Below are 21,595 nucleotides of genomic sequence, written 5' to 3' on the forward strand. Positions count from 1 at the left end.
AAGATAAGTTACCCAATAAAAAAAGTGGCAGGTGCCACTTTTTAAAATAAGGTATAAATAGTTTACTTTTTAAATAAGCCAGCAATAAATAATATAGCCGAAGCTCCAATGGCACCAGTTAAAATATCGCCAATAAAACCTTCAATAAATGAAATACCTAGTGTGGCAAATAACCAGTTTCCAACAATACCACCAATAATACCGATAATAATGTTTATTAGTAGTCCAAATCCACCACCTTTCATAAGGTTTCCAGCTAACCAGCCAGCAATAGCACCAATTAAAAGCGCATACAGTAATCCCATAATTTATATTATTATAGTTAGTAAGTTTTAAAGATAATCAAATTATAATAGTATTTTTGAGTGGTATGAAAATTCTTAAATGTTTATTTTGGATCCTCTACCGGGTATATTTCTACATCTTGGTGTGCTTGCCAATTTTGGTTATGTTTCCAATTTTAGTAGTATCTATATTAAAGGAATCTTGGTATCCTTTCTTTTTTAGGTTAGCGCGTATCTGGTCAAAATTTATTTTAATAGGTATGGGATTTGCTTATAAAATAAAGCGTGATCAAAAACCAGAAAAGGGCAAAAGTTATATGTTTGTTGCTAACCATACATCGATGGCCGATATCATGCTCATGCTGGTTTCGGTAAAAAGCCCTTTTGTATTTGTAGGAAAGGCTGAGTTGGCTAAAATTCCGCTTTTCGGCTTTTTTTATAAGCGTACTTGTATTTTAGTTGATCGTAGTTCGGCAAAAAGTAGACATGCTGTTTTTTTAAGAGCACAGAAGCGGCTTAAATCGGGATTAAGTATTTGTATTTTTCCAGAAGGCGGTGTTCCCGAGGAGCATATTGAATTAGATACTTTTAAGGATGGCGCCTTTAGATTGGCCATAAACCATCAAATACCAATTGTACCCATAACATTTGGTGACAATAAAAAGCGTTTATCATATACATTTTTTAGCGGTGGCCCTGGTCGTATGCGTGTTAAGATTCATAAGTTCATTCCAACGGCTGGTTTAACCATTGAAGACACGAAAGTCTTGAACGCACAGACGCGAGAGGTTATTTCAAATCAGTTACAACTTTTTAATCCCAATTCTAAAGTTAGTCAGGTAGTTTTCGACTCCGCCACTTTAGACTAGCAACCTTGATTTTGCTTATTGATTAACTTCCTTCCAGAGTTGTCTTGTAAAATCTACATCTTTTTTAATTCTTCTAAAGACTTCTTTATTTTCAATGGTTGGTTTACCACCACTTTCTGCACCTCCTAAATCGTATTCGGTATGTATTGAAATAGGCACGTTAATTTTGTATGCTTTCAACAAAGTAAAATATTTTTTAAAATCGATCATGCCTTCACCTAAAGGCGTGTATTCAAAATGCCATTGGCCATTTTTCTTAGCCCAGATATAATCTTTAATGACTATTGTGTTTATATGCGGCTTGATAAGTTTAAGGCCAATTTCCCAATTGGTACCCCCTTCAATACTGGCGTGTGCAATATCATATTGGCTTCCAATGAATTTTGGTGATAAGCCCTCGAGGCCTTGTTGTAAATCCCAAATAGCAGAGCCATAAAATTCACCAGGAAGATTAATGTAACTGGCACTTATCCCGAATTTTTTATTTAGTTTTTCTAAGGAGTTAAAATATGTTTTAGCTTTTTCAACCACCTGTAAAACGCCTTCTTCTTTGGTATATGTGAGTAAATCGGGTCTGTAAAACTTGTAACCTAAATGGCTAGCCACTTCCAGAATTTTTAAATGGTCTGGGTTATTGGCATCTTTCACACTGGAACAAATCATATTTGGTTCTAGGTTGAAAGCTTTCATGGCTTCGGTAACCCGAGGAAGATCGTCTTGAACGCGTTCCGGTAAAACATGTCCGCCCGGTCTTAGGGTTAAATCAATACCGTTGAATCCCATTTCTGCAACAGCTTCACTCATACTGTTATAGTCTAAAAACTTTAAATGCTTCGAAAAAATAGATAGATTTAAATCTTTATGGCTGTTTGTATGGTTGTTTGCTAATGGAGATTTTGAATCCGTCATATGATGCTGTTTTATGGTGTTTTAATTAGAAAGCTGTCATTTGATAGCAATGACTTTTGCTTCTTAAAGATATAAAAAGGATATCACAATACTGTAGTTGGTTGATGGTTGTTAGTTGATGGTTTTTGGTGCTTACTCTTACGTTAGGTTTTCTTGACACTGATTTTCACTGGTTTTTACGCATTTTATCTTTGCGTATTGGTTAACAGATTTATTTTGTGAATTCTATTTCTCCAATGGTGTATTCACCACCTTTAGTTGGTTCTAATTGCAAAGTAAGTACTTCTTTGGTTTCTTCTTTTGTATCAAACTTGGTGTAAACAAAAGCACGTACCGTAATATTACCTATAACAGATTGTTTGCTTGAGCCAAAGAATTTTGCTTCAACAATATATTTACCATCAATAGCATGTTTAAGACGGAATTCTTCTGGACCGTAACCTTGTGTAATGTCATTGGATATTTTACCTCCAATTTTAGTCTCTTTGTTACTGTAACTGCATTTCTCGTTGCGTGGATCTGTTATCCATAGATCAACATCTGTTTCGTTAGCATCCCAATCTATAACTACTCGAATATCAACAGGCATGGGTTTTAAAAAACAAGTGTTAATGAATGAAGTATCCAGTTCTTTTTTATGATGGTAAATAATGTTATTTATATCGTGTAACGTAATAATCTCTATGCCATTAAAACGTGAAATGATGTCGTCATCCCAATGTTTTTCAATAACCGTGTATAGGTTGTTTATTGCTTTTTGGTATTCGCCATTACCAGCATAACTCAGCCCTAAATCTATATATGAATGCGGTTCAAAGGAACGGGTTTGCATCACTTCCTTAAAAATGGCAATAGCTTCTTTGTGAAATTTAAATTCAGCAAGCTTTCTACCCAGTGTGCGCAGTATTTCAACATTTTCTAGCTCTAATTCGGCTAAGTTCGAAATAACTCTTAAGCCTTGATCTCTTAGGTTTTTCTGAAACATGTATGTTGCTACATCAAAATAGAATGATGGTGAAGTTTCATATTCCGGTTTTAGCTCTAAATATGTCTTGTAAATATCTGGAGTGTCTACTGCTTTTAATTCGTTTATGAAAGGCGCATTGCTATCCCAAGCGGTAATTTTTAGTGTGGCTTGCGATGGTTTTGGTCTTTCTGATTTTTTTGCTTTATTAGAATTTGATAGATTACGTCTACGAGTTCCATAGCCAACCACCACGACTTCCTCTAAAATAGCATCTTCTTCTAGTTCCATTTCATCTTCTACATCGCCAAAAACTTCAGGGGTGGCTAGGGGAGATGTTTCGTAGACAGCTATAACGGGTTCATTAGGTTTTTTATCTAATGCTTCCTTTACATGTCTGTAATCAATGGCGTTTTCCCACCACTGTTTGTCTTCTTCAAATTGTTCGCACAATTGCTCAATTCTGTTTTGTTTGTTTGTTGCGTTTTTCTGATTTCGTCTTGCTATTAAATCGTGATACTGTTTTTGTAACGATGCTGGTGGTACGATTTCATATTGTACATAATCTTCAACATCATCTAAAACAATAAGCGAGGTATTTGGGGTGACTAAATTGAATTTTTTTCCATGATTTTTTATGGCATCATTATCGGCTTCAACCAATACATTTTGTAATTTTTTTTGAGCCCAAATGCGTTCACCAAGAGCATTATCTTTTCTAATACTATTATCGACTAAAACAGTGTGTGATTCTGTTATTTCTTTTCCAAATCCAAAGTGAAGTGTTAGTTCAGATTGTGCGCCTTCAATGATACCAGAGCAACTGAAATTATTTGTGATCTGATGTCCGTTTTTCGGATAGATTTCAGATATCTTTTCTGAATTATATTCCGCTTTTATAAATTGTTTTTGTTGATGGGTTAAGCGCTCCAAAACTGTTTCTACGGATATTTCAATAGCGTTTATGTATGATCCATTTGAAGCTGAAGCATAATGCGACAATAAATTATGATTCGCAATATTAGAACTGTTTAATGCTAAAATTGGTGCCCGAAATGCTGCCTGTTGTTGTTCGCCAAAATTTGAAATGGCATCGGTAAAAAGTAAAATTTCATCGGTTTTAATCTTCGAAAAATCAACAGCATTTATGTTGGTTCCACCATCATATTTAATAGCTTTTAAGGCATTAATAAGTTTGGGAGACGTGCCATTTTGAATCTTAAAAGTTTGTTCGGTGTTTTTGGTATTGACAAAGGTTATTAGGGTAATATTTCCATGGTTTAACCATTTTATATAATGGGTTAAAATTTCAAGTTCTTTGCCTAGTTCTCTATTTTTTCCTGAAGAAGATTCGTCCCAAACAATGGTAATATTTTTAGGCTTATTCTTCGTTCTTTGTTCTTCCTTTAAGTTCAGATTTACATAAAAATAGTTATTAGAAGTAGCTTTCCCTTTATAGGTTATAACCTTTTTAACTTTTTTGGGTTTAGGTATGGAAAATGATAACTGACTGTTTAATCGGGCATCAGACTCATGATACTCGCTAATGTAGCTATTTTGTGCTTCGGTAAAATTTAAGTTTATAGTAGGTTGTGCGCTTTTTACAACCTCTGGTTTATTCATAACTACCTCTGCTTTTACATGAAAGCTTTTTAGTTTGTATTTAATATTTAAAGGTAATTGGTAAATGTAATTTTGGTCGTTGTTCTTTAATTCTTGATTGAATGCAATGAGTGCTTTTTTAGTGCCATGAGCAGGAATAGGGTAAACTCTTGCCTTAAAATTATTGCCTTTAGTAACCTCAACCATACCGGGGTCGATATTTTTACGTACCACAGCTTCAAAAGCCTGAGTTGCTTTTTCTTTTTCAACTACAACACCTTCTCGCATTTCTCCATTAACATCTAATGCAAAACGAGAAACAGTAACACCGTTTGGTAAGGGGAAGTTTAATTCGCCTTCCATAACGCTACTGTTGTTGTTATAAAACACCATTTCTATGGTTGTAGTAGCGATATTATCGACTACAAAAACATCTATTTTTAAGTCGTTTAAAACAATAGGTTTATCGTTTTTATTAGAAGTGGTTATCATAGGATTATTCATAATTTGAGCATTTGTAAGGTGTGAACATGCTATAATGATGATGAAACGGCATAGGTTTTTCATATATTTTATGGTTTTGTTGCATTGCTTAAAAAAGGTTTTGATAACCTTTTGATTTTTCTTGCAACAATAAGTGTTCCGAATTATTTTGGCTAGCTATTAACTTAATTGGTTTATCATTATTTTATATTCGTAATGCCTTGAAATTCATTCTGATTTAATGTGTCTAGACCATTGATGAAATCCACCATTTCTTTGGTTAATGGCAGTTGATTTTGGTTCTTCCAAAATGCCTCATTATAGTCAAAATCTAGCGTAAATATTTCTTTATTGGCCTTTATGTTTTCAATTACTGGTACCTTATGGAGTTTTTTGTCAAAGTGGATATCATACCTAATATGGTATAAATCTGTTTCACCTAATTTATTGATATATTCAACATCGAATGTTAAAATAGCATGGCGAACATGCATGTTGTTTTGGCTGTTTTCATGCGCTAAACGTGTATCCAAATGCCAGCCTACGGTGCGCCATTTATTTTTGTTTTTCTTTGTGAATTCTGAAATGGTTGTTGACGAGATATGGGCTTTAATTATAGTCGTAGAGGCTGTATCTATAAGGTAATGACCGCTAAAAGTTTTTTTACCATCTTTTGGAGTGAAATTTACTTTAAGGATGTGTTCATCAATGTAAGACTCGTATTCATAATTGAAAAACTTAGGACGGTAGATGAAGAAATTAATTCTATAACATAGTTCACTCAGGGAAAACATTTCAAAATCTGGGGTATTTTTCGAATGATCCAATACGCCCGCTTTACGAATATTTTTAATTTCAAAGGAACAATTTTTCTTATAGTCCTTTTTTGAGCTAAATGTTTTTTGGCGCTCCAGTTGTCCAGAAATATCGATTAGTTTTACTAGTTCATTATCCTTTTTTAGAGTGGCTCTTAAGAAGAAATTTTCACTGTGTTTTGTTTTAGGAAATTTTCCAATAGTACTATCTAAATATTTATTTATTAACATGGTGTTGCCTAAGACTACTTCATGGAGTTCCATGTGTTTTTCTTTTAAAAAAATAGAATCTACTTTTTTGAGTTTTTCAATAAGAATTTCGTAATCTTCATAACCAATCCTTCTAATTTTAATTTTTTTTGAATCTGTAAACAATTCAAATTTCCCCTCAGAATTAGCGATAGTATAACCGTCATTACTTACAACATCTGCATGGGCTACAGTTAATAATGTTTCTTGATTAACAATTGTTTTTATTATTTTTTGTTGACTATAAGCCATCGAAAAAAACATATAAAACAGTAGGGCTTGGGTTTTTTTGAAATCTATTTTATTTAATTTAATATGTTTTAAAGTAGGTATTATCAATATTTTATAGGTTTTTTGAGATTGTTTTCTACTTCGTTTGCCGTGATAATAAAGTGCTTTTTTGGCTTTAGCATATTCCGTATTGTATTCGACACAATGAAGGTGGAATATTACAAAAAAATCATAGTAAATTCGTCTAGAATAAATTGTTTTTCTCTTTTTTTGCCTAATTAGGTTTCGAGAAGCGTATGCTTAGGTGTAAAATTGTTGTGCTAACACATTTTTACGGAGCCATCCTGTTCGTGTTTATTTCGTCTTTACCGTCTTGAATAAGTGCATTAGTTTCATCTTTTTCTTCGGAAGAAATATGTTCCACTTCTTTTTTTTGTGTAAATGAATAGGCGTTAGAGTCCACACAAAAGATACAGCATATCGGGAAATGATCGGAACCTATGTGCTCCAGGAGTTTTAATTCTTTCAAGAAAATAGTGGTACTATGGAAAACAAGATCTAAAGGTGCACGGAAAAACCAATATTTCGCATGGTAGGTAGAAAGTATACCACGCCCCGTGCGCCCATCTATTAATCCGCTATTTTTACGAAATAACGCTGCTATTTTAGACCAGGCTACCGTGTTAAAATCGCCTATAACCATAGTGGGTTTATTTAGTTCTTTTACTCGTTTTGCTATAGACAGTAAATCGCCATCACGTTCCTTAGAGGTGTCTTCTTCGGTAGGACTTGGTGGTGGTGGGTGTACCGAGAATAGGACAAAATCCTCGCCATCTTTGGTTTTTAAATGGGCTTCGATACTAGGTATGTCGTTGGCCACAAAATAGTGTGTGTTAACTTTTTCGAACGGCAGTTTAGAGTATAAATGCATGCCGTAAGTATTCTCCAAAGTAATTTTTTGGGTATGTGGATAGCTTTGTTCTAAATCGCGCATGGCTTTTTCCCAATCGCTATTACTTTCTATGGTTATGAATAAATCAGGGTTTTCTTTTTTAATGAAAGTTTTAAAACGCTCAAAATCTTGATTGTATTGATAAATATTGGTCGAAATAACTTTAAGAGTTTTGGCTTGTTTTGGACCGTAATCTTGTGTTTTATAAAACTTAGTAAAGCGTGCTAAAATATAAATATGGTAGATGATTAAAGCTGTTTGAGTGCCTGCTAAAAGCCAAAACCAACTGGTTTTATTACTAAAAACAAACATGCCTAATAAAGCGATAATTTGAAAAGAGAGCAGTTGAATTTTAAGAAATTCGGGCACACGAAAAAACCAATGCTGATTTTTACTAAACGGTAAAATGCTTAAAATGATTAGCCCAGCCGAAAAAGCTAGAAAAAAGGTGCCCATGTGTAATAGATTTATGCCACCTACCAAAAATAGAAAAATCTAGTAAATGCTGACCTAGTAGATTGGTTTAAATAGCTTTGTTAAAAACGATACCCGATGCGTAGGTGCAAATTTAAAATGGCTTCACCCTTATTTACCATGTAATATGTGTCATTATTAAAGTTATGAGAATAACCTAGTCCAATACCTGTTTCGTAATTAAAATGGTTGCCTAGGTTTCTTCTGATGCCCCAAGTGGGAATGATTGCTAAATTAGGAATGACGTGTGCATTGTCGTGGTTTGTTATTACAAACCAATCGGGATGAAAACTGGTTTTTAGTGAAATAAAATTTCCACTGTTACCATCAATACGTCTAGATTTTTTTATTCTTTTATTTAAATTGTAGTACCATCGGGGTTCTAAAGTAATAACAGGAGCTAATAAAAACTTAGTGGAATCGTTATAACTGCTTACCGAAATGCCTGCATCTAGTCCTAATTCTGTGCGTAATGCGATGCGGTTAGTTAATTTGGCTTCGTTGTGTGCCCAAATTCCTAAAAATCCGGTTTGTATGCCGTAGGTAGATTTTTCTACGCTTGCATTTTGAGATTTTGAAATGGTGGTAAATGTACAGAATGTGAATAGGATTAGTAGTTTTTTCATTGGTTATTGAAATACTTGTTTTAACGGAAATCTTTGGTTTTTGTTGTGAAGCGCGTTAGGGATTGAAACGGCATCCTTTTTTATTAAAAATAACGAACACCAGTAGTTAACCATGACTTAAAACATAGCTACTCCCTTTGTTGCTATAAGCCTGTAATAAAAAAGATATAGTGAAAAGCCCGACCCTTGCGGTAACGCCCTAAATATTATCGTATGCAAACCACTGTGCGAAAGAGCTGTCGGTTTCCTGAAGTTTTAGAGAGTGTAATTTGATATGGTCTGGTAAACGTTTGGCTATTTTACTAGCGAAATCTAAAACCATCATTTCGCTGGTAGGTTGGTAGTCTACAAGTAGTACGTTATGATCGCGTTCTTGTAATTCTTTAGCCAACTCAACATGCGGTGTATTTTTGTTAAAAACAGTAGCGTGGTCGAAAACATCAACAATCTCTTCTTTTACAATCTTTTTAAGATCCCCAAAATCGATAACCATGCCGTATTTTACGTTGGCTTTATCGGCAATGGGTTTTCCGATAACCGTAACCGAAAGTTTGTAACTGTGACCGTGCACATTTTTACATTTTCCGTCGTATCCGTAAAGGGCATGACCGGTTTCAAAAGAGAATTGTTTAGTGATGCGAATGTTGTTTGCCATTGTTTTTTTGTGTTGGTTTTACAAAGATATTCATTTTGTTAATTCAAATGATATTTAGTTTACATTTGCCCGCTTTTATCTACTTAAGGATAGGCTTTTATTTTGAAAATTATGAGTCATCTTTTTGAGGGTTTGGATTTTGTTGAAAATCCGCTTTATGAGCAAATTATTTCCGATATCGGAAAACAACAGTTTAGTGTTATTGAAAACTTCTTTTCTTTGGAAGTGGTGGAAATCTTAAGGCAAGCCATGAGCACGAGGTATGAGGAAGACCGGTTTAAAAAGGCCGCCATTGGGAACCGCCTTAATGAAACCATTGAAACAGCTGTTCGCGGTGATTTGATTCTTTGGATGGATGAAACCAAAGCAACGGCTAAAGAAAAATTCTTTTTTGAGCAGATTAATGATTTGGTAAGTTATCTGAATCGCACTTGTTTCTTAGGAATTTTACACAAGGAGTTTCACTACGCCATTTACCCTACAAACACCTTTTATAAAAGGCATTTAGATACTTTTCAGAATGACGACCGACGAAAATTATCTTTCGTGTGCTATCTAAATGAAGAAGGTTGGCTACCAGAAAATGGTGGCGAACTGGTTATGTATTTAAACAAAAACGGAGAAGAAACCGAAAAGGTTATTTATCCATTCCCTGGGCGTCTTGTTATTTTTGAAAGTCAGCTTATCGAGCATGAAGTGCGTCCTGTAAAAACGGAACGTTTGAGTATAACGGGTTGGTTGAAGACGCGCTGATTTGCGGGCTCTTGAATATTGCGAAAAAACACCCCTGTGGTCCCCTCTAGGGGACAGTTTTTATGGGCGGCGCTTACGGTTTACGATGTAAACTATAATTAAAACTAAGGCTAGAATGAGAAACAAACCGTTTCCGCTTAAAAATGACATGATATCCATAACTTTTATTGATTCTTTTTTTTGTTGAAATAATAAATTAAATAGGCAAGTAATACAAGCAGGACAAAGGGGAGCATAGAACCAATAAATACACCGATTTCATATTGGCCATCTGGGGCGTCTTTTATTTTTTCTTCAATGTTTATTTCTTGAAGAATGGTTAGGTAAAATTTCATTGGGGCTTAATTACTTCTTTACAAAGTTAAGTGTTTTGGGCTAGGGGAATAAAGGTTTTACGAAATTTTATGATTAGTGGTACCCCTCTAGCGATGATCCAAAAGGTGATGGCGATGAAAATGCCGTGCAGTTTGTAATTTAGGGCATCGAGCCAAAAAACAATGGGAACAAACACGATAAAGGTAGAAAAGAGTAACACATTTCTAAGGTAGCCCATTTTACCGAGTCCTTTAAATATACCATCAAAAATAAAGGCTAAAGTACAAAGCGGTTGCATGGCAAGGACAATCCAAAAAACGCTATAAAAAGCCTCTAAAACCTCAGGTTCTTTCGTGAATATGCGTCCGATAGGATAGTAAAATAAAGCACCTACGGCTGCAAGTGCTAGCCCAACTAATAGACCGTATTTAATAAGTTTATTACTTAAAAGAATGAGGGTGTCATAAGCTTTAGCACCGAATAGTTTTCCGGAGAGAATATTACCCGCACTGGCATAACCATCTACAATAAAGGCACCCAGAAACCATAAATTTATGGCGATGGTGTAGGCTGCAATGTATTCGGCGCCATAGCTGGTGGCCTTAGCACTGGCCAAGTATAATGTTACATTAAGTGCTATGGTTCTTATAAATAAATTGAGGATCATGGCAATAAAGCGCTTAATTTCTGGATTAAAAGGAAATGTAGGCCTTAGCGGAATATCGGTTTTCTTCAGTAAAAAATAAGCCGATAACCCAGCCATTAAAATTTGAGCTAGCACACTGGCGTAAGCAGCGCCCTCAATATGCATGGCTGGGACGTAACCCTTGATGCCGTAAACAAAAATCACATCTAAAATAATATTTGATGTTGCCCCGATAATAGCAATAACCATAGGGTAGTAGGTGTTTTGTAAACCTCTGAATACACCAAAAATTGCTATGGTAAATAAGGTAAAAGGGAAGCCTAAAACACGAATTTTATAGTATGCGATACTATAATCTAAAATAAGATTGGTCGCATTATATAGTTTGAAAATGGGTTTGGCAAACGGGTAGGTGCTTAAGATGATGAGTAAACTTAAGGAAGTGATAATAAAAATAGCCTGAGCGGGCAGGTTTTTTATTTGCTCTACCTTATTTGCGCCCACGTATTGAGATACTATAGAGGATATAGCACTTCGTGTTTGCCCTAAAACCCAGATAAGCATTGAAATGAAAGTAGTTACAATGCCAACGGCAGCAAGGGATTCGGTAGCGTTAATGGGGATGTTTCCAACGATGGCGGCATCGGTAAGTGATAAAATAGGTTCGGACACCCCAGCGATTAAGGCTGGAATAGCAAGCTTATTTATTTGTTTTAAGGTGATATTAGTTATCATTTATTGTTGGAAATGCATTAAAAGCTATCCTGCAAAACTAATATTCTATATGCTATTTATGCCTTTTTATACTCCTTTAAATGTTTTAAAAAAGAAAAGCCTCTGCATGACTGCAAAGGCTTTTTAGAGTTACTTATTTATTCCAAGCAAATTGTTGAAAGCTCTTATCAATAGGAGTTTCAGCAATACTGTTTGTGTAATTACTAATCACTTTTTGAGATAAACCTAGAATGATTTCTAATACATGTCTCTGGTTGTATCCAGCTTCATAAAAGGTATTAATTTCTTCTTGAGATACCTTACCACGGTTTTTAGTTACCGATAAAGTCATATTGTGTAGAGCTTGTAATTTAGCATTCGGCAATTCCGTTTTGTTTCTTAATGCTTCAGTAATGGCATCGTCAACTTTCATGAATTTAGCGATACCGGTGTGTGCTGGAACACAGTAGTGACATTCGTGCTCTACGTTAATGGTTTGCCAAACTACGGTAAGCTCATCGTTGTTGAATGATGAATTTGAAAATAATTCGTGTAATACTTGGTAACCTTCTAATAAACCAGGTGCTCCTGCTAATACGCCGTGTAAATTTGGAACGTAACCATAAGCGTTTTGAGATTTTTCAAGTAATGCTTTGCTTCCTTCTGGTGCCGATGTGGTATCGTGAATCGTTAAATTTTCTGTTGTTGTGCTCATAATATTAATTTTAAGATATTTATAACTAAACAATCGTTTAGTTATTGATTAAAAAAATAGTTTTAATTCGTATTAAATATTTTTAAAGGTATTTTCAATATAGTTATCAAGCTGAGGTTTACTAAAAACCTTCGTTGCAGAGGCTAATCCGAACATGGCAATAAGTAAAAAATCGGCTTGCTGTTCAATTGTGGCTTCATCCTTCGTGGCGTCTTGTTTGAGGCTTTTAATGAAGACCTGCTTAACATCATCTGTAAATGCTGAAAGCACATTTTTTATGCGGTCTTCAGCTTGAGCACCTAATTCGTTAGCCGTATTGGTTACCAAACAGCCTTTACCAAATTCGGTTTCTTTAGTGAATTCAATAAAATTATAGAAATATGCTTTGATGCCTAAAACACCGTTAGACTTCGATTTTAAGTCGTCAATTAAAGCGTTTAATTTCTTTTTATAACACTTTAAACTTTCAAGAAATACACCATTTTTGTTTCCGAAGCTAGAATAGATAGAGAATTTATTAATGCCCATTTCTTTTTCAAGCATTTGCATCGAGGTGGTTTCATAACCATTTTTCCAGAACAAATGCATGGCTTTTTCGATAACTTCTTCTTCTATATATGCTTTCTTTCTTGCCATGACCTTTAAATACACTACAAAACTAAACAATCGTTTAGAAATAAAAAAATGTTTAACGTTTTGTTTGGTTTTGGGGTATTTGAGGAGTTTTACCTGAAATTAGGTATTGTTTCCTTTTTTTAACGGAATGACTCTACTTTAATTTCATCATATGATATTAAAGCAAATACTATTTAGAATAAACTAAAGCGGCAATAAAGTAAGTATATACTTATATTTGAGCTTGAAAAGTAGAATAGTTATAAATCAATCATTATGAAAAAAATATTTTTAATAACAATAGTATCACTGTGTTGTATAAACAGTTATGCACAAGATAAATGGTTTTCTACTGTAGAAATGGAATTTGTTGTTCCTAGTAAAATAGACTATCATTATAGGTTTATGAATTCTGTTACACATATTAATTTAGATTCTAAAGTCGGTGCTGGTTTACATTATTCAATGAATTACAAAATCTTTAAAAAATTAAGTGTGGTGGGTTAGCAGGAATATTCAATCAATTTGAAGCTGATTTTTTTATGTTAAGATTAGGCGGTAATTTGAAGTTTTATTTCGTTGATGATGATAATGTCTTTGCTTATCTACGTTACGCTAGAAACATTACTGTAGATAAAGATAAATTTAGTAACGGGAATAATTTAAGACTAGGTATTGGTTTTCCTTTCTTAAAAAGAGATGACTTCAATTTAAATCTTAATGTTTTTGGCGACATCAATCATTTTGACCTAGAAGACACTGATCCTTTGGTATTTGGAAATGAAGACCCTGTCTCCATTTTCTTTAGATCTTATGGTATAAGTGTAGGAATAAAATTTTAGTAATCGTTTCAACGTTTTGGAAAATAAGAGAGCTGTTTTATTTAACCACCCGTCCAATAAACTTATGTTCATGTTTAAGAATATAAACCCCTGAATGAAGTCCGTCTAAATTCGATATTTTAGAGTTTTCTACCACTTGTGAAGCAACCAATCGCCCTTGCAAATCCCAGATATTAATTTCGGCACCAGTTTTAAGACCTTTAATCATAATATGGTCGTTAAAGGGATTGGGAAACAGTTGAAACTTGATATCACTTTCTATGTTATTTGAACTTAATGTACTGCAAGACGATGCCGTGCTCAAGTGTTTTTCTAAAATAGCCATTTGTGGTTTGTCTGTTGAGCCATCCGGTTCTACAGAAAGGATGTAATTTCCCCACCACGGACCACCTGCCCAATAGGTCCCGTTAATGCAGTTTTGTTTTAAATGATTTAAAAAATTATCTAAAGCCGTTAACCAACGGTTGTCGTTTGCAGGAACACCATATTCGCCAACAAAACCATTAAGATCATTGGCTTGTAACCAGTTTACAAAGGGCGCAACACGATCTATACCAATATTGGGGTAGGCCCCTTCAGCATCATAACTGCCTTTGTAAGTCCCAGAGGCGTCATTATCAAAATACACATGGGCTTCAAAAATGAGCTTGTTAGCCGGGTCGTTTAAATTTTTTAAGTTATCACTGTACTGCATCCAGCGTTCAGCCGAACTCCAACTGTCTCCACCAACGATAATGTTTGTTTGTGTATCGTTGGTTCTTATACCATCAATAATGTTTTGTGCGGTATCAAACCAAGGCGCATTGGCGAGAAGGTCGTGAGGTTCATTCATGATGCCGTAACCCCAAATGTTTGAATGGTCTTTAAGTTCAATGGCCAATTTTGTCCAGAGGTCTTTGATATGCGCGATGCTTAATTGACTTGAACCAATAATAACTTCTTGTCCGTTTAATTTATAACGACAGTAGTTATGCAAATCTAGAATGACTTGCATATTTCGGTTTTCTGCGGCATTTAAAACGTCTTTAATACGTCGTAATTCATTTAAATTTAAACTACCATTTAGGCTCGGTTGTATACGCTCCCATTTAAATGGTAAACGAACTAAAGTAAGCCCTTTGCTTTTGTAATAATCTAATTCATTTTCGGTAGGGTAAGTGTAATCTACACCAAAAGTTCCGGGCATGTTGGAGCCAAAATCGGCACCTGCCAGGTTAACACCAAAAGGGTTTTGTGCCGTGATTGAAAAACCAAATAATAAAGTGAACACAGTTAGTAAGTAGGCATTTAGAGGTTTCATGAAGGGTTTTTTTTAATTAAAACTTACCATGTAAATATAGTACTACAACGTTTATTACTAATAGATTAATCATTTTAATTTCTTATGATTTGAATCTTGTAGGAAAAATTCAAATTAACGCCAGGGGCCTAATTATTTGATTGATAGAATATTTTGTTTTATTCTAATTATTTCATGGTATATCATAGGTTATACGCTATTTATTCTATGTGATTTGGGTCCAAATTTCATTATTTATAATTGATTTAAATAACTTGCAGATGTACGCTAGGATATATATTTTTGCAGCTATTTGTAATAAGTCTAAATAAATGAACCGTTTCGTAGTATTGTTTTTTATGATTCTCAGTGTGTTTGCTGGAGCCCAATCTCAATTCGGGCAAATTCAGGGGCGGGTAACTGATGAATCTGGTCAGAACCTATTAGGCGTTACAGTATTACTTAAAAATACAAGTCAAGGCACCGCAACCGATTTAGACGGACACTATGTTATAAATAGCGTACGCTACGGAAATTATACACTAAAAATTTCTGCCATAGGCTACCAAACTGAAGAGATCGATGTGGTGGTAGTTTCGGAAGAAAACATCATTAAAAATTTTGTTTTAAAAGAAGACACCTCGGAATTAGACCAAGTGCTTGTGGTAGGTAAAACTAAAGCCGATAAAATTAAAGAAGTTGGGTTTAGTGTTAATGCTATTGAAACTCAAAAGATAAAAACCCAAAGTATAGCTCTAAACACCGTTTTAGATAATTCTGTTGGGGTACGTGTAAGAACTACCGGAGGAGTAGGCTCTGATTTTGAATACTCCTTAAATGGTATGTCTGGAAATGCGATTCGTTTTTTTATTGACGGTATTCCAATGGATTATTTTGGTTCTTCATATTCTGTAAATAACTTACCAATTGCGCTTATTGAGCGAATTGATATCTTTAAAGGTGTGGTGCCTGTGGAGTTAGGCTCTGATGCTTTAGGTGGCGCTATAAATTTGGTGACTAAGCAACAGGTTGAAAATTTTGCTGAAGTCTCTTATTCCTTTGGTTCTTTTAATACGCATAAAGTCGCCTTGAATGGACAGTGGAAATTTGACTCTGGATTTACCACACGCTTGTCTAGTTTTTATACCTATTCAGACAATAATTATAAGGTTTGGGGAAGAGGTGTTTATTATGGAGAAGAAGGCACAGGAAAGGCCATTGAATTTACCAAAGACAATCCCGCCGAACGTTTTAATGATGATTTTCAAACCTTCAGTACAAAACTAGATGTTGGTTTTACTAATAAAACATGGGCCGATCAGCTCTTCTTAAGTATTTTGGGTTCCGATCTTAAAAAAGGCGTTCAAACTGGGCAAACCATGGGGCATGTGTACGGTGAAATGCGTAATAATGAACAGGTGCTCATGCCTAGTTTAACATACAAGAAAAAAGATATTTTTACAAAAGGCCTAGATGTGAGTACTTTTGCGGCGTATTCGCATACCAAAGCTGAGGTGATTGATACGACCACAGCACGATACGATTGGAGAGGTGAGGTGATAGGCACCAATCCTTCTGGAGGCGAAACCAGCCGAAATGGGCGTTCTTTGTATACCCAAACCGATAATTCTGCTATTGCGAGATTTAATGGCACCTACCAGCTGCCTAAAGATTTCAAATTAGGATTCAATTATTTGTATACCAGTACCAGCCGCACTGGAGAAGACCCGTTCTCACCACCGCATAGATTGGCTTATTTCGACCCTCAAAACATAGCGTCACATTTTGCAGGACTTTCTTTAGAGACCATTAAATTCAACAACAGGCTTCGGGCGAATGCATTTGTCAAGTGGTATGGTTTTAATTCTTCTATTAATGAATTGGTTTATACCACCGAATATGAGGTGAGACCCGTGACGAGTAATATTTCTAACTGGGGTGGTGGATTCGCTATGTCCTATAAGCTTTTTCAAAGGTTTTTACTGAAATCTTCTCTAGAACAAGCCACGAGATTGCCAAATGCTACTGAAGCCTTAGGTAATGGGGTGACGATTACCAATAACCCTGATATCAAACCAGAACAAAGTTTTAATGCGAATGTAGGTTTTATATTAGGCAGACTGCCGTTAGGGGGAAACCAAGGTATAAAATTAGAAATGAATGCCTTCTACAGAAATACCACTGATAAACTTCAGATGAATGTTCAAGGCGGACAAGCAACAGGGAAATTTGAAAACATAAAAGAGGTTTCCGGAACAGGTGTTGAATTGGATGTTGTCTATGATTTGAATCAGAAATTTAAATTCAATATCAATGGAACTTATTTAGATTTCAGAAATACGCTAAAAGTTGATGAGAACGGTAATGACAATATCATTTATGGCGACCGCCTTAAAAATGAACCTTATCTGATGGCTAATGCTGGTGTCGAGTACACCTTAGAAGATGTCATCCAAAAAAAATCTAGGCTTTTTATGTACTTGCAATCCAGTTATGTGCACGAGTTTTTTCTGAATTGGTCAAGCCTTGGAAGTGCCGATACTAAAAATAAAATCCCAACCCAATTGGTCTTTGATGCAGGATTAGGCTATACGTTTCCTAATGAAAAACTGAATGTTTCAGTAGATTTTTCAAACTTTTTAAACGAGCAGGTCTATGATAATTTTTTACTGCAAAAACCAGGTCGAGCGATTTTCTTAAAATTAAACTACCAATTCCTTTAGAAAACTATAAATCAGAATAAATCAGAAATTAATAAATATTATAAACATGAATTTAAAACTTATGAAAACTAATAAAACTTGGAAAGCTGTAACAGCTTGTTTGTTTATCGCTTTAAATCTTACATTTTTTGGATGTAGCAATGACGATGACAGTACTGATGATGGAGATTCAACTCAAGATGTGGCGTATTTAGTAGGTGCTGCTGTAGATGAAGAAGGTTATTATTTTACAACCGATAATATTACATCTGGTTCTTTATCTATTCAAGGTCATGGAGCTGAAGGTTGGGCGTCTATATCAGTAACTGTAGATGGTTACTTGTATATCGTTAATAATACAGAAGGCTTAACTGAAAAGTTTGAATTAACTGAAAATGGTCCTGTAAAAGTAGATGCTATTTCAAATGCTGTATTGGCTCCTGGAGCTTTTTTCCGTTATATCCAAGCTACAGATAACGGTGATTTATTCTTATCAAGTAGTCCAGAGAAAGAAAGTGGTAAAATGCCTTACGGAATTATTGATTTAGATACTTTTACTGCTGCAAGTAATGGGTTTATTGAATTTCCGGAAGTAAATGGTAAGGTGAATTTATGGGCTAATGGTTTGGTTCAAAATGGAAAAATCTACTTTGGTTCTTTATATGGTGATGCTAGTTGGGCAAATTTAGAAGAGAATTTAATTACAGTAGCTTTTGATTACCCTTCTATTACAAACCCTGAGGTTTTAGAATCTTCTGCTTCTGCCGGAATGACTGCTGGATATAGAACTAACGGTACCTTTGCTACTGAAACTGGCGATTTATACCAATACAACATCACAAGTCCGTTATGGTACGGAAACGAAGAAGTTGCTGATAAGCCTTCTGTTTTTGTTAAAATTTCGAATGGTGATTATGACGACTCTTACGTATTAAATGTATCTGCACACTTTGGTGAGCCTGTTACTATTTGGAATGCTTGGTACGCTGCAAACGGTATCGCTTACGCGAACGTAGTACGCGCTGCTGATGTTCCTGAGTGGGGTGATTTATCACAAAACACAGGTGCTTTAGTTGAAATTGACTTATATAATGAAACCATCACTGAATTGAATTTACCAAAAGCGCCTTTCGTGAATATTTTCACCTTAGACTGCGTTGAAAATGGTAACTTCTATATCCCTGTAAGTATTGCTGGAGGCGAGGCTAACATTTATGAAATTAATATTGATGGCGGTGCTAATGGCTTTACAAAAGGAGCGAAGTTAGATGGTAGCAATGTGTATGTAGACGTGCTACAAAAAGTAAACTAATTATAAAGATTTTTAACTTTTATATAGCTATATAATCCAGTTAAATTTTGAATATTTGCGAGCCCCAACCCAACGATGTTATTTGGGTTGGGGTTTGTTTTTTCTATGAAAGCACGACTAAAAAATATACTCCACAAATTACACCTTTGGCTAGGCATGGCCTCTGGCTTGATTGTGTTTGTTGTGGCTATTACAGGTTGTATTTATGTGTTTTCATATGAAATAAAAGATGTTGTCTATAAAGATAGACATCATGTTTCAATTCCTGAAAACCCTACTAGAGTACCTATATCGCAGCTTATAGAAACTGCTGAAGGCGCTTTTAATAACACTTATAGCTTCCAAAATGTAATTATTACAGATGACCCCAATCATGCCGTAAGCGTTAGCTTTACAGAGGTTGATAATACGGTTTTTGGTTATCATAATTACATGAAGTTCTATAAAACCGTTTCCTTAAATCCCTACAACGGAAAAATAATTTTTATAGAAAACACTAAGTGGGAATTTTTTAATGTCGCTCTGGCCATACACATGAATTTCTTCATGGGTTACAATGATGTAAGTCATTACATAATTGCTGGTGCCACATGGACTTTTGTTTTTATGCTTATTTCTGGCTTAGTCTTATGGTGGCCTAAAAAATCACAGCGTAAACAAAGCTTTAGTTTTCGATGGAAGAAAAGCTCCAAATGGAGACGTAAAAACTACGATTTACACCGTATTTTTGGTTTCTACATGCTTTCTATTGCTCTAATTCTAGCCTTAACTGGTTTAATGTGGGCCTCAAAAAGTTTTAATAGTTCTGTGAAATGGGTAGCAAACGGTGGAAAAACGATTCCGTACGCGGCACTTTCTAAACCCGTACAAAACACAAACCCAGAACAACCGTTTGATGTGATATTAAATACGGTAGTCTCAGATTATCCTGAATATGAGTTTCTACTGATACGTAAACACCCTAAACCTAGTATCCCGTACATTGTTCGTGTTTATAAAAAAGGCGAACAAAACTATAAGCGTACCGAATTGTATTTTGACAGAACCACGGCTGAATTATTAGATACTTTTACATTTGCTGATAAAAATAACGGTGAAAAAATACAAGCGCTCAACTACGATTTACACGTTGGTGCTATTTGCGGCTTACCAACCAAAATACTAGCCTTTTTAGCGAGTTTGTTAATAGCAAGTTTACCTTTTACAGGCTTTTTAATTTGGTACGGACGCAAGTATAAAAAGAAAAAATAGTTATAAATTATACAATATTAATTTATACATTTACCAAGTAGATTTTACAATAAAAATCAATGGGGGATTAGCTCAGCTGGCTAGAGCGTTTGACTGGCAGTCAAGAGGTCACCGGTTCGACTCCGGTATTCTCCACCAATGTTTATAAGGCTTCCAAGAAATTGGGAGCTTTTTTTGTTTTTTGCTCGTTCCAGTATAGTTATTTTTCTATTGTTTTTCTTTTCCTACCTTTTCAGACGTTAAAAATTCTACTTCTTCAAAAACTCCGACGGCGAGACACCATATAATTTTTTAAATGAAGTTGAAAAGTAAGGTGGCGATTCTATTCCAATTTGATACATTACTTCGGTGACGTTATATCCTTTGTTGCTTTTTAATAATTCGGCAGCACGTTGCAATCTAAAATTTCTTAGATATGCATTGGGCACTTGTCCAGTAAGTTGTTTTAAACGTCTGTAAAAATGTGAGGAACTCACACCTAGTTGAGAGGCTAATTCTTCCACTCTAAAATTTGAATTCGGAAGGTTTTTTTCAATAATTTTTATAGTATCATTTAGAAATTTTTCATCGCGTTCAGACATTTGAACATCCCCTTTAGGAAGCGTACTGTTTTTTAAAGTGTTCTTTTAATTTAAGATTGTTCTGAATGAGTTTATCGGCACGTAAAGCTAAATGTTTTAAAGAAAAGGGTTTGCTAATGTATTCGTCTGCGCCAAACTCAAAACCTTTTATCAGGTTTTCGTCATCACCTAAGGCGGTTAAAAGCAGTACAGGGATATGGCACAGCTCTGGATCTGATTTTATTTTTTCACAAAACTCAAAACCATCCATGTTAGGCATCATGACATCACTAATGATGAGGTCTGGTTTTAGTGTTTTAAGTTTTTCTAGTCCGTCTAAACCATCTTCAGTAATTAAAATATTATGATGGTTTGCGAAGTAACTTTGTAAAAATATTTGAACATCATCCTCATCTTCAACAATAAGTATGGTGCGTTTCGCTATTTGTTTATTTTCTTTTTGCTTTTGATCTTCGGTTTTAAATTCGTTTGGTAATGGTACCCAGTTTTTTATATAGGATTTATGGGTGGTATCCACTTCAGAAGCATCATATTCTATTATTGAGATTGACGTTCCTGAAGATGTGTAAATAGTACATAATTTCGGTTGAATTGAGTAAATCTAATTTTAAATTAAATAGGTATTCTTGTACCGACACGAGTAAAATAACTAAAAAAAAGACATTCAGAAGTCATTGTGAAAAAATTGAAATCATTTTCAAAATGAAGAAAACACGCGTTATCATAAGTTTTATTTTAACCTTAATTAGTTGCTGTT

21 protein-coding genes and 1 tRNA gene are annotated in these 21,595 nt (G+C 34.8%); 8 read left to right on the forward strand and 14 right to left on the reverse strand.

The window, feature by feature from the left end; genetic code table 11:
• Positions 1–62 precede the first annotated feature (62 nt).
• Positions 63–305, reverse strand: coding sequence for a GlsB/YeaQ/YmgE family stress response membrane protein (locus tag KO493_RS06625; RefSeq protein WP_216067160.1), 243 nt, complete (start codon positions 303–305; stop codon positions 63–65).
• A gap of 65 nt (positions 306–370) precedes the next feature.
• On the opposite strand from KO493_RS06625, the gene KO493_RS06630 reads away from it, so the two are divergent.
• A complete protein-coding gene (locus tag KO493_RS06630; protein ID WP_216067161.1) occupies positions 371–1,153 on the forward strand; it encodes a lysophospholipid acyltransferase family protein in 783 nt (260 codons plus the stop codon).
• A 15-nt stretch (positions 1,154–1,168) separates the two neighbouring features.
• Here the strand turns inward: KO493_RS06630 and KO493_RS06635 are convergent, their stop codons facing one another.
• From KO493_RS06635 to KO493_RS06660, 6 genes are all read right to left on the reverse strand, one after another.
• On the reverse strand, positions 1,169–2,062 hold the full coding sequence (locus tag KO493_RS06635) for a sugar phosphate isomerase/epimerase family protein (protein WP_216067162.1): 894 nt from the start codon (positions 2,060–2,062) through the stop codon (positions 1,169–1,171).
• A 211-nt stretch (positions 2,063–2,273) separates the two neighbouring features.
• Positions 2,274–5,195 carry a VIT domain-containing protein gene (locus KO493_RS06640; protein ID WP_216067163.1) on the reverse strand — a complete coding sequence of 974 codons (2,922 nt, stop codon included), beginning with the start codon at positions 5,193–5,195 and terminating at the stop codon, positions 2,274–2,276.
• A gap of 116 nt (positions 5,196–5,311) precedes the next feature.
• On the reverse strand, positions 5,312–6,427 hold the full coding sequence (locus KO493_RS06645; protein ID WP_216067164.1) for a hypothetical protein: 1,116 nt from the start codon (positions 6,425–6,427) through the stop codon (positions 5,312–5,314).
• 310 nt (positions 6,428–6,737) lie between these two features.
• Entirely contained in the window at positions 6,738–7,814 is a 1,077-nt protein-coding gene (locus KO493_RS06650) for an endonuclease/exonuclease/phosphatase family protein (protein ID WP_216067165.1), read from the reverse strand.
• A gap of 80 nt (positions 7,815–7,894) precedes the next feature.
• Entirely contained in the window at positions 7,895–8,458 is a 564-nt protein-coding gene (locus tag KO493_RS06655) for a hypothetical protein (protein ID WP_216067166.1), read from the reverse strand.
• A 199-nt stretch (positions 8,459–8,657) separates the two neighbouring features.
• Positions 8,658–9,113 (reverse strand): 6-pyruvoyl trahydropterin synthase family protein, encoded by a 456-nt coding sequence (locus KO493_RS06660; protein ID WP_216067167.1) that lies wholly within the window; start codon positions 9,111–9,113, stop codon positions 8,658–8,660.
• A 111-nt stretch (positions 9,114–9,224) separates the two neighbouring features.
• On the opposite strand from KO493_RS06660, the gene KO493_RS06665 reads away from it, so the two are divergent.
• A complete protein-coding gene (locus KO493_RS06665) occupies positions 9,225–9,866 on the forward strand; it encodes a 2OG-Fe(II) oxygenase (RefSeq protein WP_216067168.1) in 642 nt (213 codons plus the stop codon).
• Between the two features lie 164 nt (positions 9,867–10,030).
• Here KO493_RS06665 and KO493_RS06670 read toward each other — a convergent pair whose 3' ends face one another.
• The 4 genes from KO493_RS06670 to KO493_RS06685 all read right to left on the reverse strand — a co-directional run bounded on the left by KO493_RS06670 (position 10,031) and on the right by KO493_RS06685 (position 12,892).
• Positions 10,031–10,201 carry a hypothetical protein gene (locus KO493_RS06670; protein ID WP_216067169.1) on the reverse strand — a complete coding sequence of 57 codons (171 nt, stop codon included), beginning with the start codon at positions 10,199–10,201 and terminating at the stop codon, positions 10,031–10,033.
• A gap of 26 nt (positions 10,202–10,227) precedes the next feature.
• Positions 10,228–11,562: an MATE family efflux transporter gene (locus KO493_RS06675; protein WP_216067170.1), complete on the reverse strand. Its 1,335-nt coding sequence runs from the start codon at positions 11,560–11,562 to the stop codon at positions 10,228–10,230.
• Positions 11,563–11,695: 133 nt separating this feature from the next.
• Positions 11,696–12,256, reverse strand: coding sequence for a carboxymuconolactone decarboxylase family protein (locus KO493_RS06680; protein ID WP_216067171.1), 561 nt, complete (start codon positions 12,254–12,256; stop codon positions 11,696–11,698).
• Positions 12,257–12,328: 72 nt separating this feature from the next.
• A complete protein-coding gene (locus KO493_RS06685; RefSeq protein ID WP_216067172.1) occupies positions 12,329–12,892 on the reverse strand; it encodes a TetR/AcrR family transcriptional regulator in 564 nt (187 codons plus the stop codon).
• A gap of 255 nt (positions 12,893–13,147) precedes the next feature.
• On the opposite strand from KO493_RS06685, the gene KO493_RS06690 reads away from it, so the two are divergent.
• Together KO493_RS06690 and KO493_RS06695 are read left to right on the forward strand one after the other, a co-directional pair.
• Positions 13,148–13,378, forward strand: coding sequence for a hypothetical protein (locus tag KO493_RS06690; protein WP_216067173.1), 231 nt, complete (start codon positions 13,148–13,150; stop codon positions 13,376–13,378).
• A 35-nt stretch (positions 13,379–13,413) separates the two neighbouring features.
• Positions 13,414–13,713 carry a hypothetical protein gene (locus KO493_RS06695; RefSeq protein WP_216067174.1) on the forward strand — a complete coding sequence of 100 codons (300 nt, stop codon included), beginning with the start codon at positions 13,414–13,416 and terminating at the stop codon, positions 13,711–13,713.
• A gap of 37 nt (positions 13,714–13,750) precedes the next feature.
• Here the strand turns inward: KO493_RS06695 and KO493_RS06700 are convergent, their stop codons facing one another.
• Complete coding sequence (locus tag KO493_RS06700) at positions 13,751–15,013, reverse strand: cellulase family glycosylhydrolase (protein WP_216067175.1); 1,263 nt, start codon at positions 15,011–15,013, stop codon at positions 13,751–13,753.
• Positions 15,014–15,324: 311 nt separating this feature from the next.
• Here KO493_RS06700 and KO493_RS06705 point away from each other — a divergent pair, with 311 nt between their 5' ends.
• The 4 genes from KO493_RS06705 to KO493_RS06720 all read left to right on the forward strand — a co-directional run bounded on the left by KO493_RS06705 (position 15,325) and on the right by KO493_RS06720 (position 20,395).
• The gene (locus KO493_RS06705) at positions 15,325–17,715 is read left to right on the forward strand and encodes a TonB-dependent receptor (RefSeq protein ID WP_216067176.1); all 2,391 of its coding nucleotides are present in this window, start codon (positions 15,325–15,327) and stop codon (positions 17,713–17,715) included.
• 61 nt (positions 17,716–17,776) lie between these two features.
• The gene (locus KO493_RS06710) at positions 17,777–19,006 is read left to right on the forward strand and encodes a hypothetical protein (RefSeq protein WP_216067177.1); all 1,230 of its coding nucleotides are present in this window, start codon (positions 17,777–17,779) and stop codon (positions 19,004–19,006) included.
• Between the two features lie 105 nt (positions 19,007–19,111).
• Positions 19,112–20,257 (forward strand): PepSY-associated TM helix domain-containing protein, encoded by a 1,146-nt coding sequence (locus tag KO493_RS06715; protein WP_216067178.1) that lies wholly within the window; start codon positions 19,112–19,114, stop codon positions 20,255–20,257.
• Between the two features lie 61 nt (positions 20,258–20,318).
• A tRNA-Ala gene (locus KO493_RS06720) sits at positions 20,319–20,395 on the forward strand.
• Positions 20,396–20,505: 110 nt separating this feature from the next.
• Here the strand turns inward: KO493_RS06720 and KO493_RS06725 are convergent.
• Together KO493_RS06725 and KO493_RS06730 are read right to left on the reverse strand one after the other, a co-directional pair.
• Complete coding sequence (locus KO493_RS06725) at positions 20,506–20,838, reverse strand: helix-turn-helix domain-containing protein (RefSeq protein ID WP_216067179.1); 333 nt, start codon at positions 20,836–20,838, stop codon at positions 20,506–20,508.
• 13 nt (positions 20,839–20,851) lie between these two features.
• Positions 20,852–21,355, reverse strand: a complete 504-nt coding sequence (locus tag KO493_RS06730; RefSeq protein WP_216067180.1) for a response regulator — start codon at positions 21,353–21,355, stop codon at positions 20,852–20,854.
• Between the last annotated feature and the right edge of the window lie 240 nt (positions 21,356–21,595).

It is taken from the genome of Pseudotamlana agarivorans (genome assembly GCF_018860245.1).
GTDB classification, from domain to species: domain Bacteria; phylum Bacteroidota; class Bacteroidia; order Flavobacteriales; family Flavobacteriaceae; genus Pseudotamlana; species Pseudotamlana agarivorans_A.

Excerpts from the sequence above, each read along its gene's own strand:
- KO493_RS06655 (WP_216067166.1), bottom strand. The coding sequence starts at position 8,458 with ATGAAAAAACTACTAATCCTATTCACATTCTGTACATTTACCACCATT.
- KO493_RS06670 (WP_216067169.1), bottom strand. The coding sequence starts at position 10,201 with ATGAAATTTTACCTAACCATTCTTCAAGAAATAAACATTGAAGAAAAA.
- KO493_RS06645 (WP_216067164.1), bottom strand. The coding sequence starts at position 6,427 with ATGGCTTATAGTCAACAAAAAATAATAAAAACAATTGTTAATCAAGAA.
- KO493_RS06640 (WP_216067163.1), bottom strand. The coding sequence starts at position 5,195 with ATGAAAAACCTATGCCGTTTCATCATCATTATAGCATGTTCACACCTT.
- KO493_RS06675 (WP_216067170.1), bottom strand. The coding sequence starts at position 11,562 with ATGATAACTAATATCACCTTAAAACAAATAAATAAGCTTGCTATTCCA.
- KO493_RS06705 (WP_216067176.1), top strand. The coding sequence starts at position 15,325 with ATGAACCGTTTCGTAGTATTGTTTTTTATGATTCTCAGTGTGTTTGCT.
- KO493_RS06710 (WP_216067177.1), top strand. The coding sequence starts at position 17,777 with ATGAAAACTAATAAAACTTGGAAAGCTGTAACAGCTTGTTTGTTTATC.
- KO493_RS06715 (WP_216067178.1), top strand. The coding sequence starts at position 19,112 with ATGAAAGCACGACTAAAAAATATACTCCACAAATTACACCTTTGGCTA.
- KO493_RS06690 (WP_216067173.1), top strand. The coding sequence starts at position 13,148 with ATGAAAAAAATATTTTTAATAACAATAGTATCACTGTGTTGTATAAAC.
- KO493_RS06695 (WP_216067174.1), top strand. The coding sequence starts at position 13,414 with ATGTTAAGATTAGGCGGTAATTTGAAGTTTTATTTCGTTGATGATGAT.
- KO493_RS06635 (WP_216067162.1), bottom strand. The coding sequence starts at position 2,062 with ATGACGGATTCAAAATCTCCATTAGCAAACAACCATACAAACAGCCAT.
- KO493_RS06700 (WP_216067175.1), bottom strand. The coding sequence starts at position 15,013 with ATGAAACCTCTAAATGCCTACTTACTAACTGTGTTCACTTTATTATTT.
- KO493_RS06660 (WP_216067167.1), bottom strand. The coding sequence starts at position 9,113 with ATGGCAAACAACATTCGCATCACTAAACAATTCTCTTTTGAAACCGGT.
- KO493_RS06650 (WP_216067165.1), bottom strand. The coding sequence starts at position 7,814 with ATGGGCACCTTTTTTCTAGCTTTTTCGGCTGGGCTAATCATTTTAAGC.
- KO493_RS06725 (WP_216067179.1), bottom strand. The coding sequence starts at position 20,838 with ATGTCTGAACGCGATGAAAAATTTCTAAATGATACTATAAAAATTATT.
- KO493_RS06685 (WP_216067172.1), bottom strand. The coding sequence starts at position 12,892 with ATGGCAAGAAAGAAAGCATATATAGAAGAAGAAGTTATCGAAAAAGCC.
- KO493_RS06680 (WP_216067171.1), bottom strand. The coding sequence starts at position 12,256 with ATGAGCACAACAACAGAAAATTTAACGATTCACGATACCACATCGGCA.
- KO493_RS06625 (WP_216067160.1), bottom strand. The coding sequence starts at position 305 with ATGGGATTACTGTATGCGCTTTTAATTGGTGCTATTGCTGGCTGGTTA.
- KO493_RS06630 (WP_216067161.1), top strand. The coding sequence starts at position 371 with ATGAAAATTCTTAAATGTTTATTTTGGATCCTCTACCGGGTATATTTC.
- KO493_RS06665 (WP_216067168.1), top strand. The coding sequence starts at position 9,225 with ATGAGTCATCTTTTTGAGGGTTTGGATTTTGTTGAAAATCCGCTTTAT.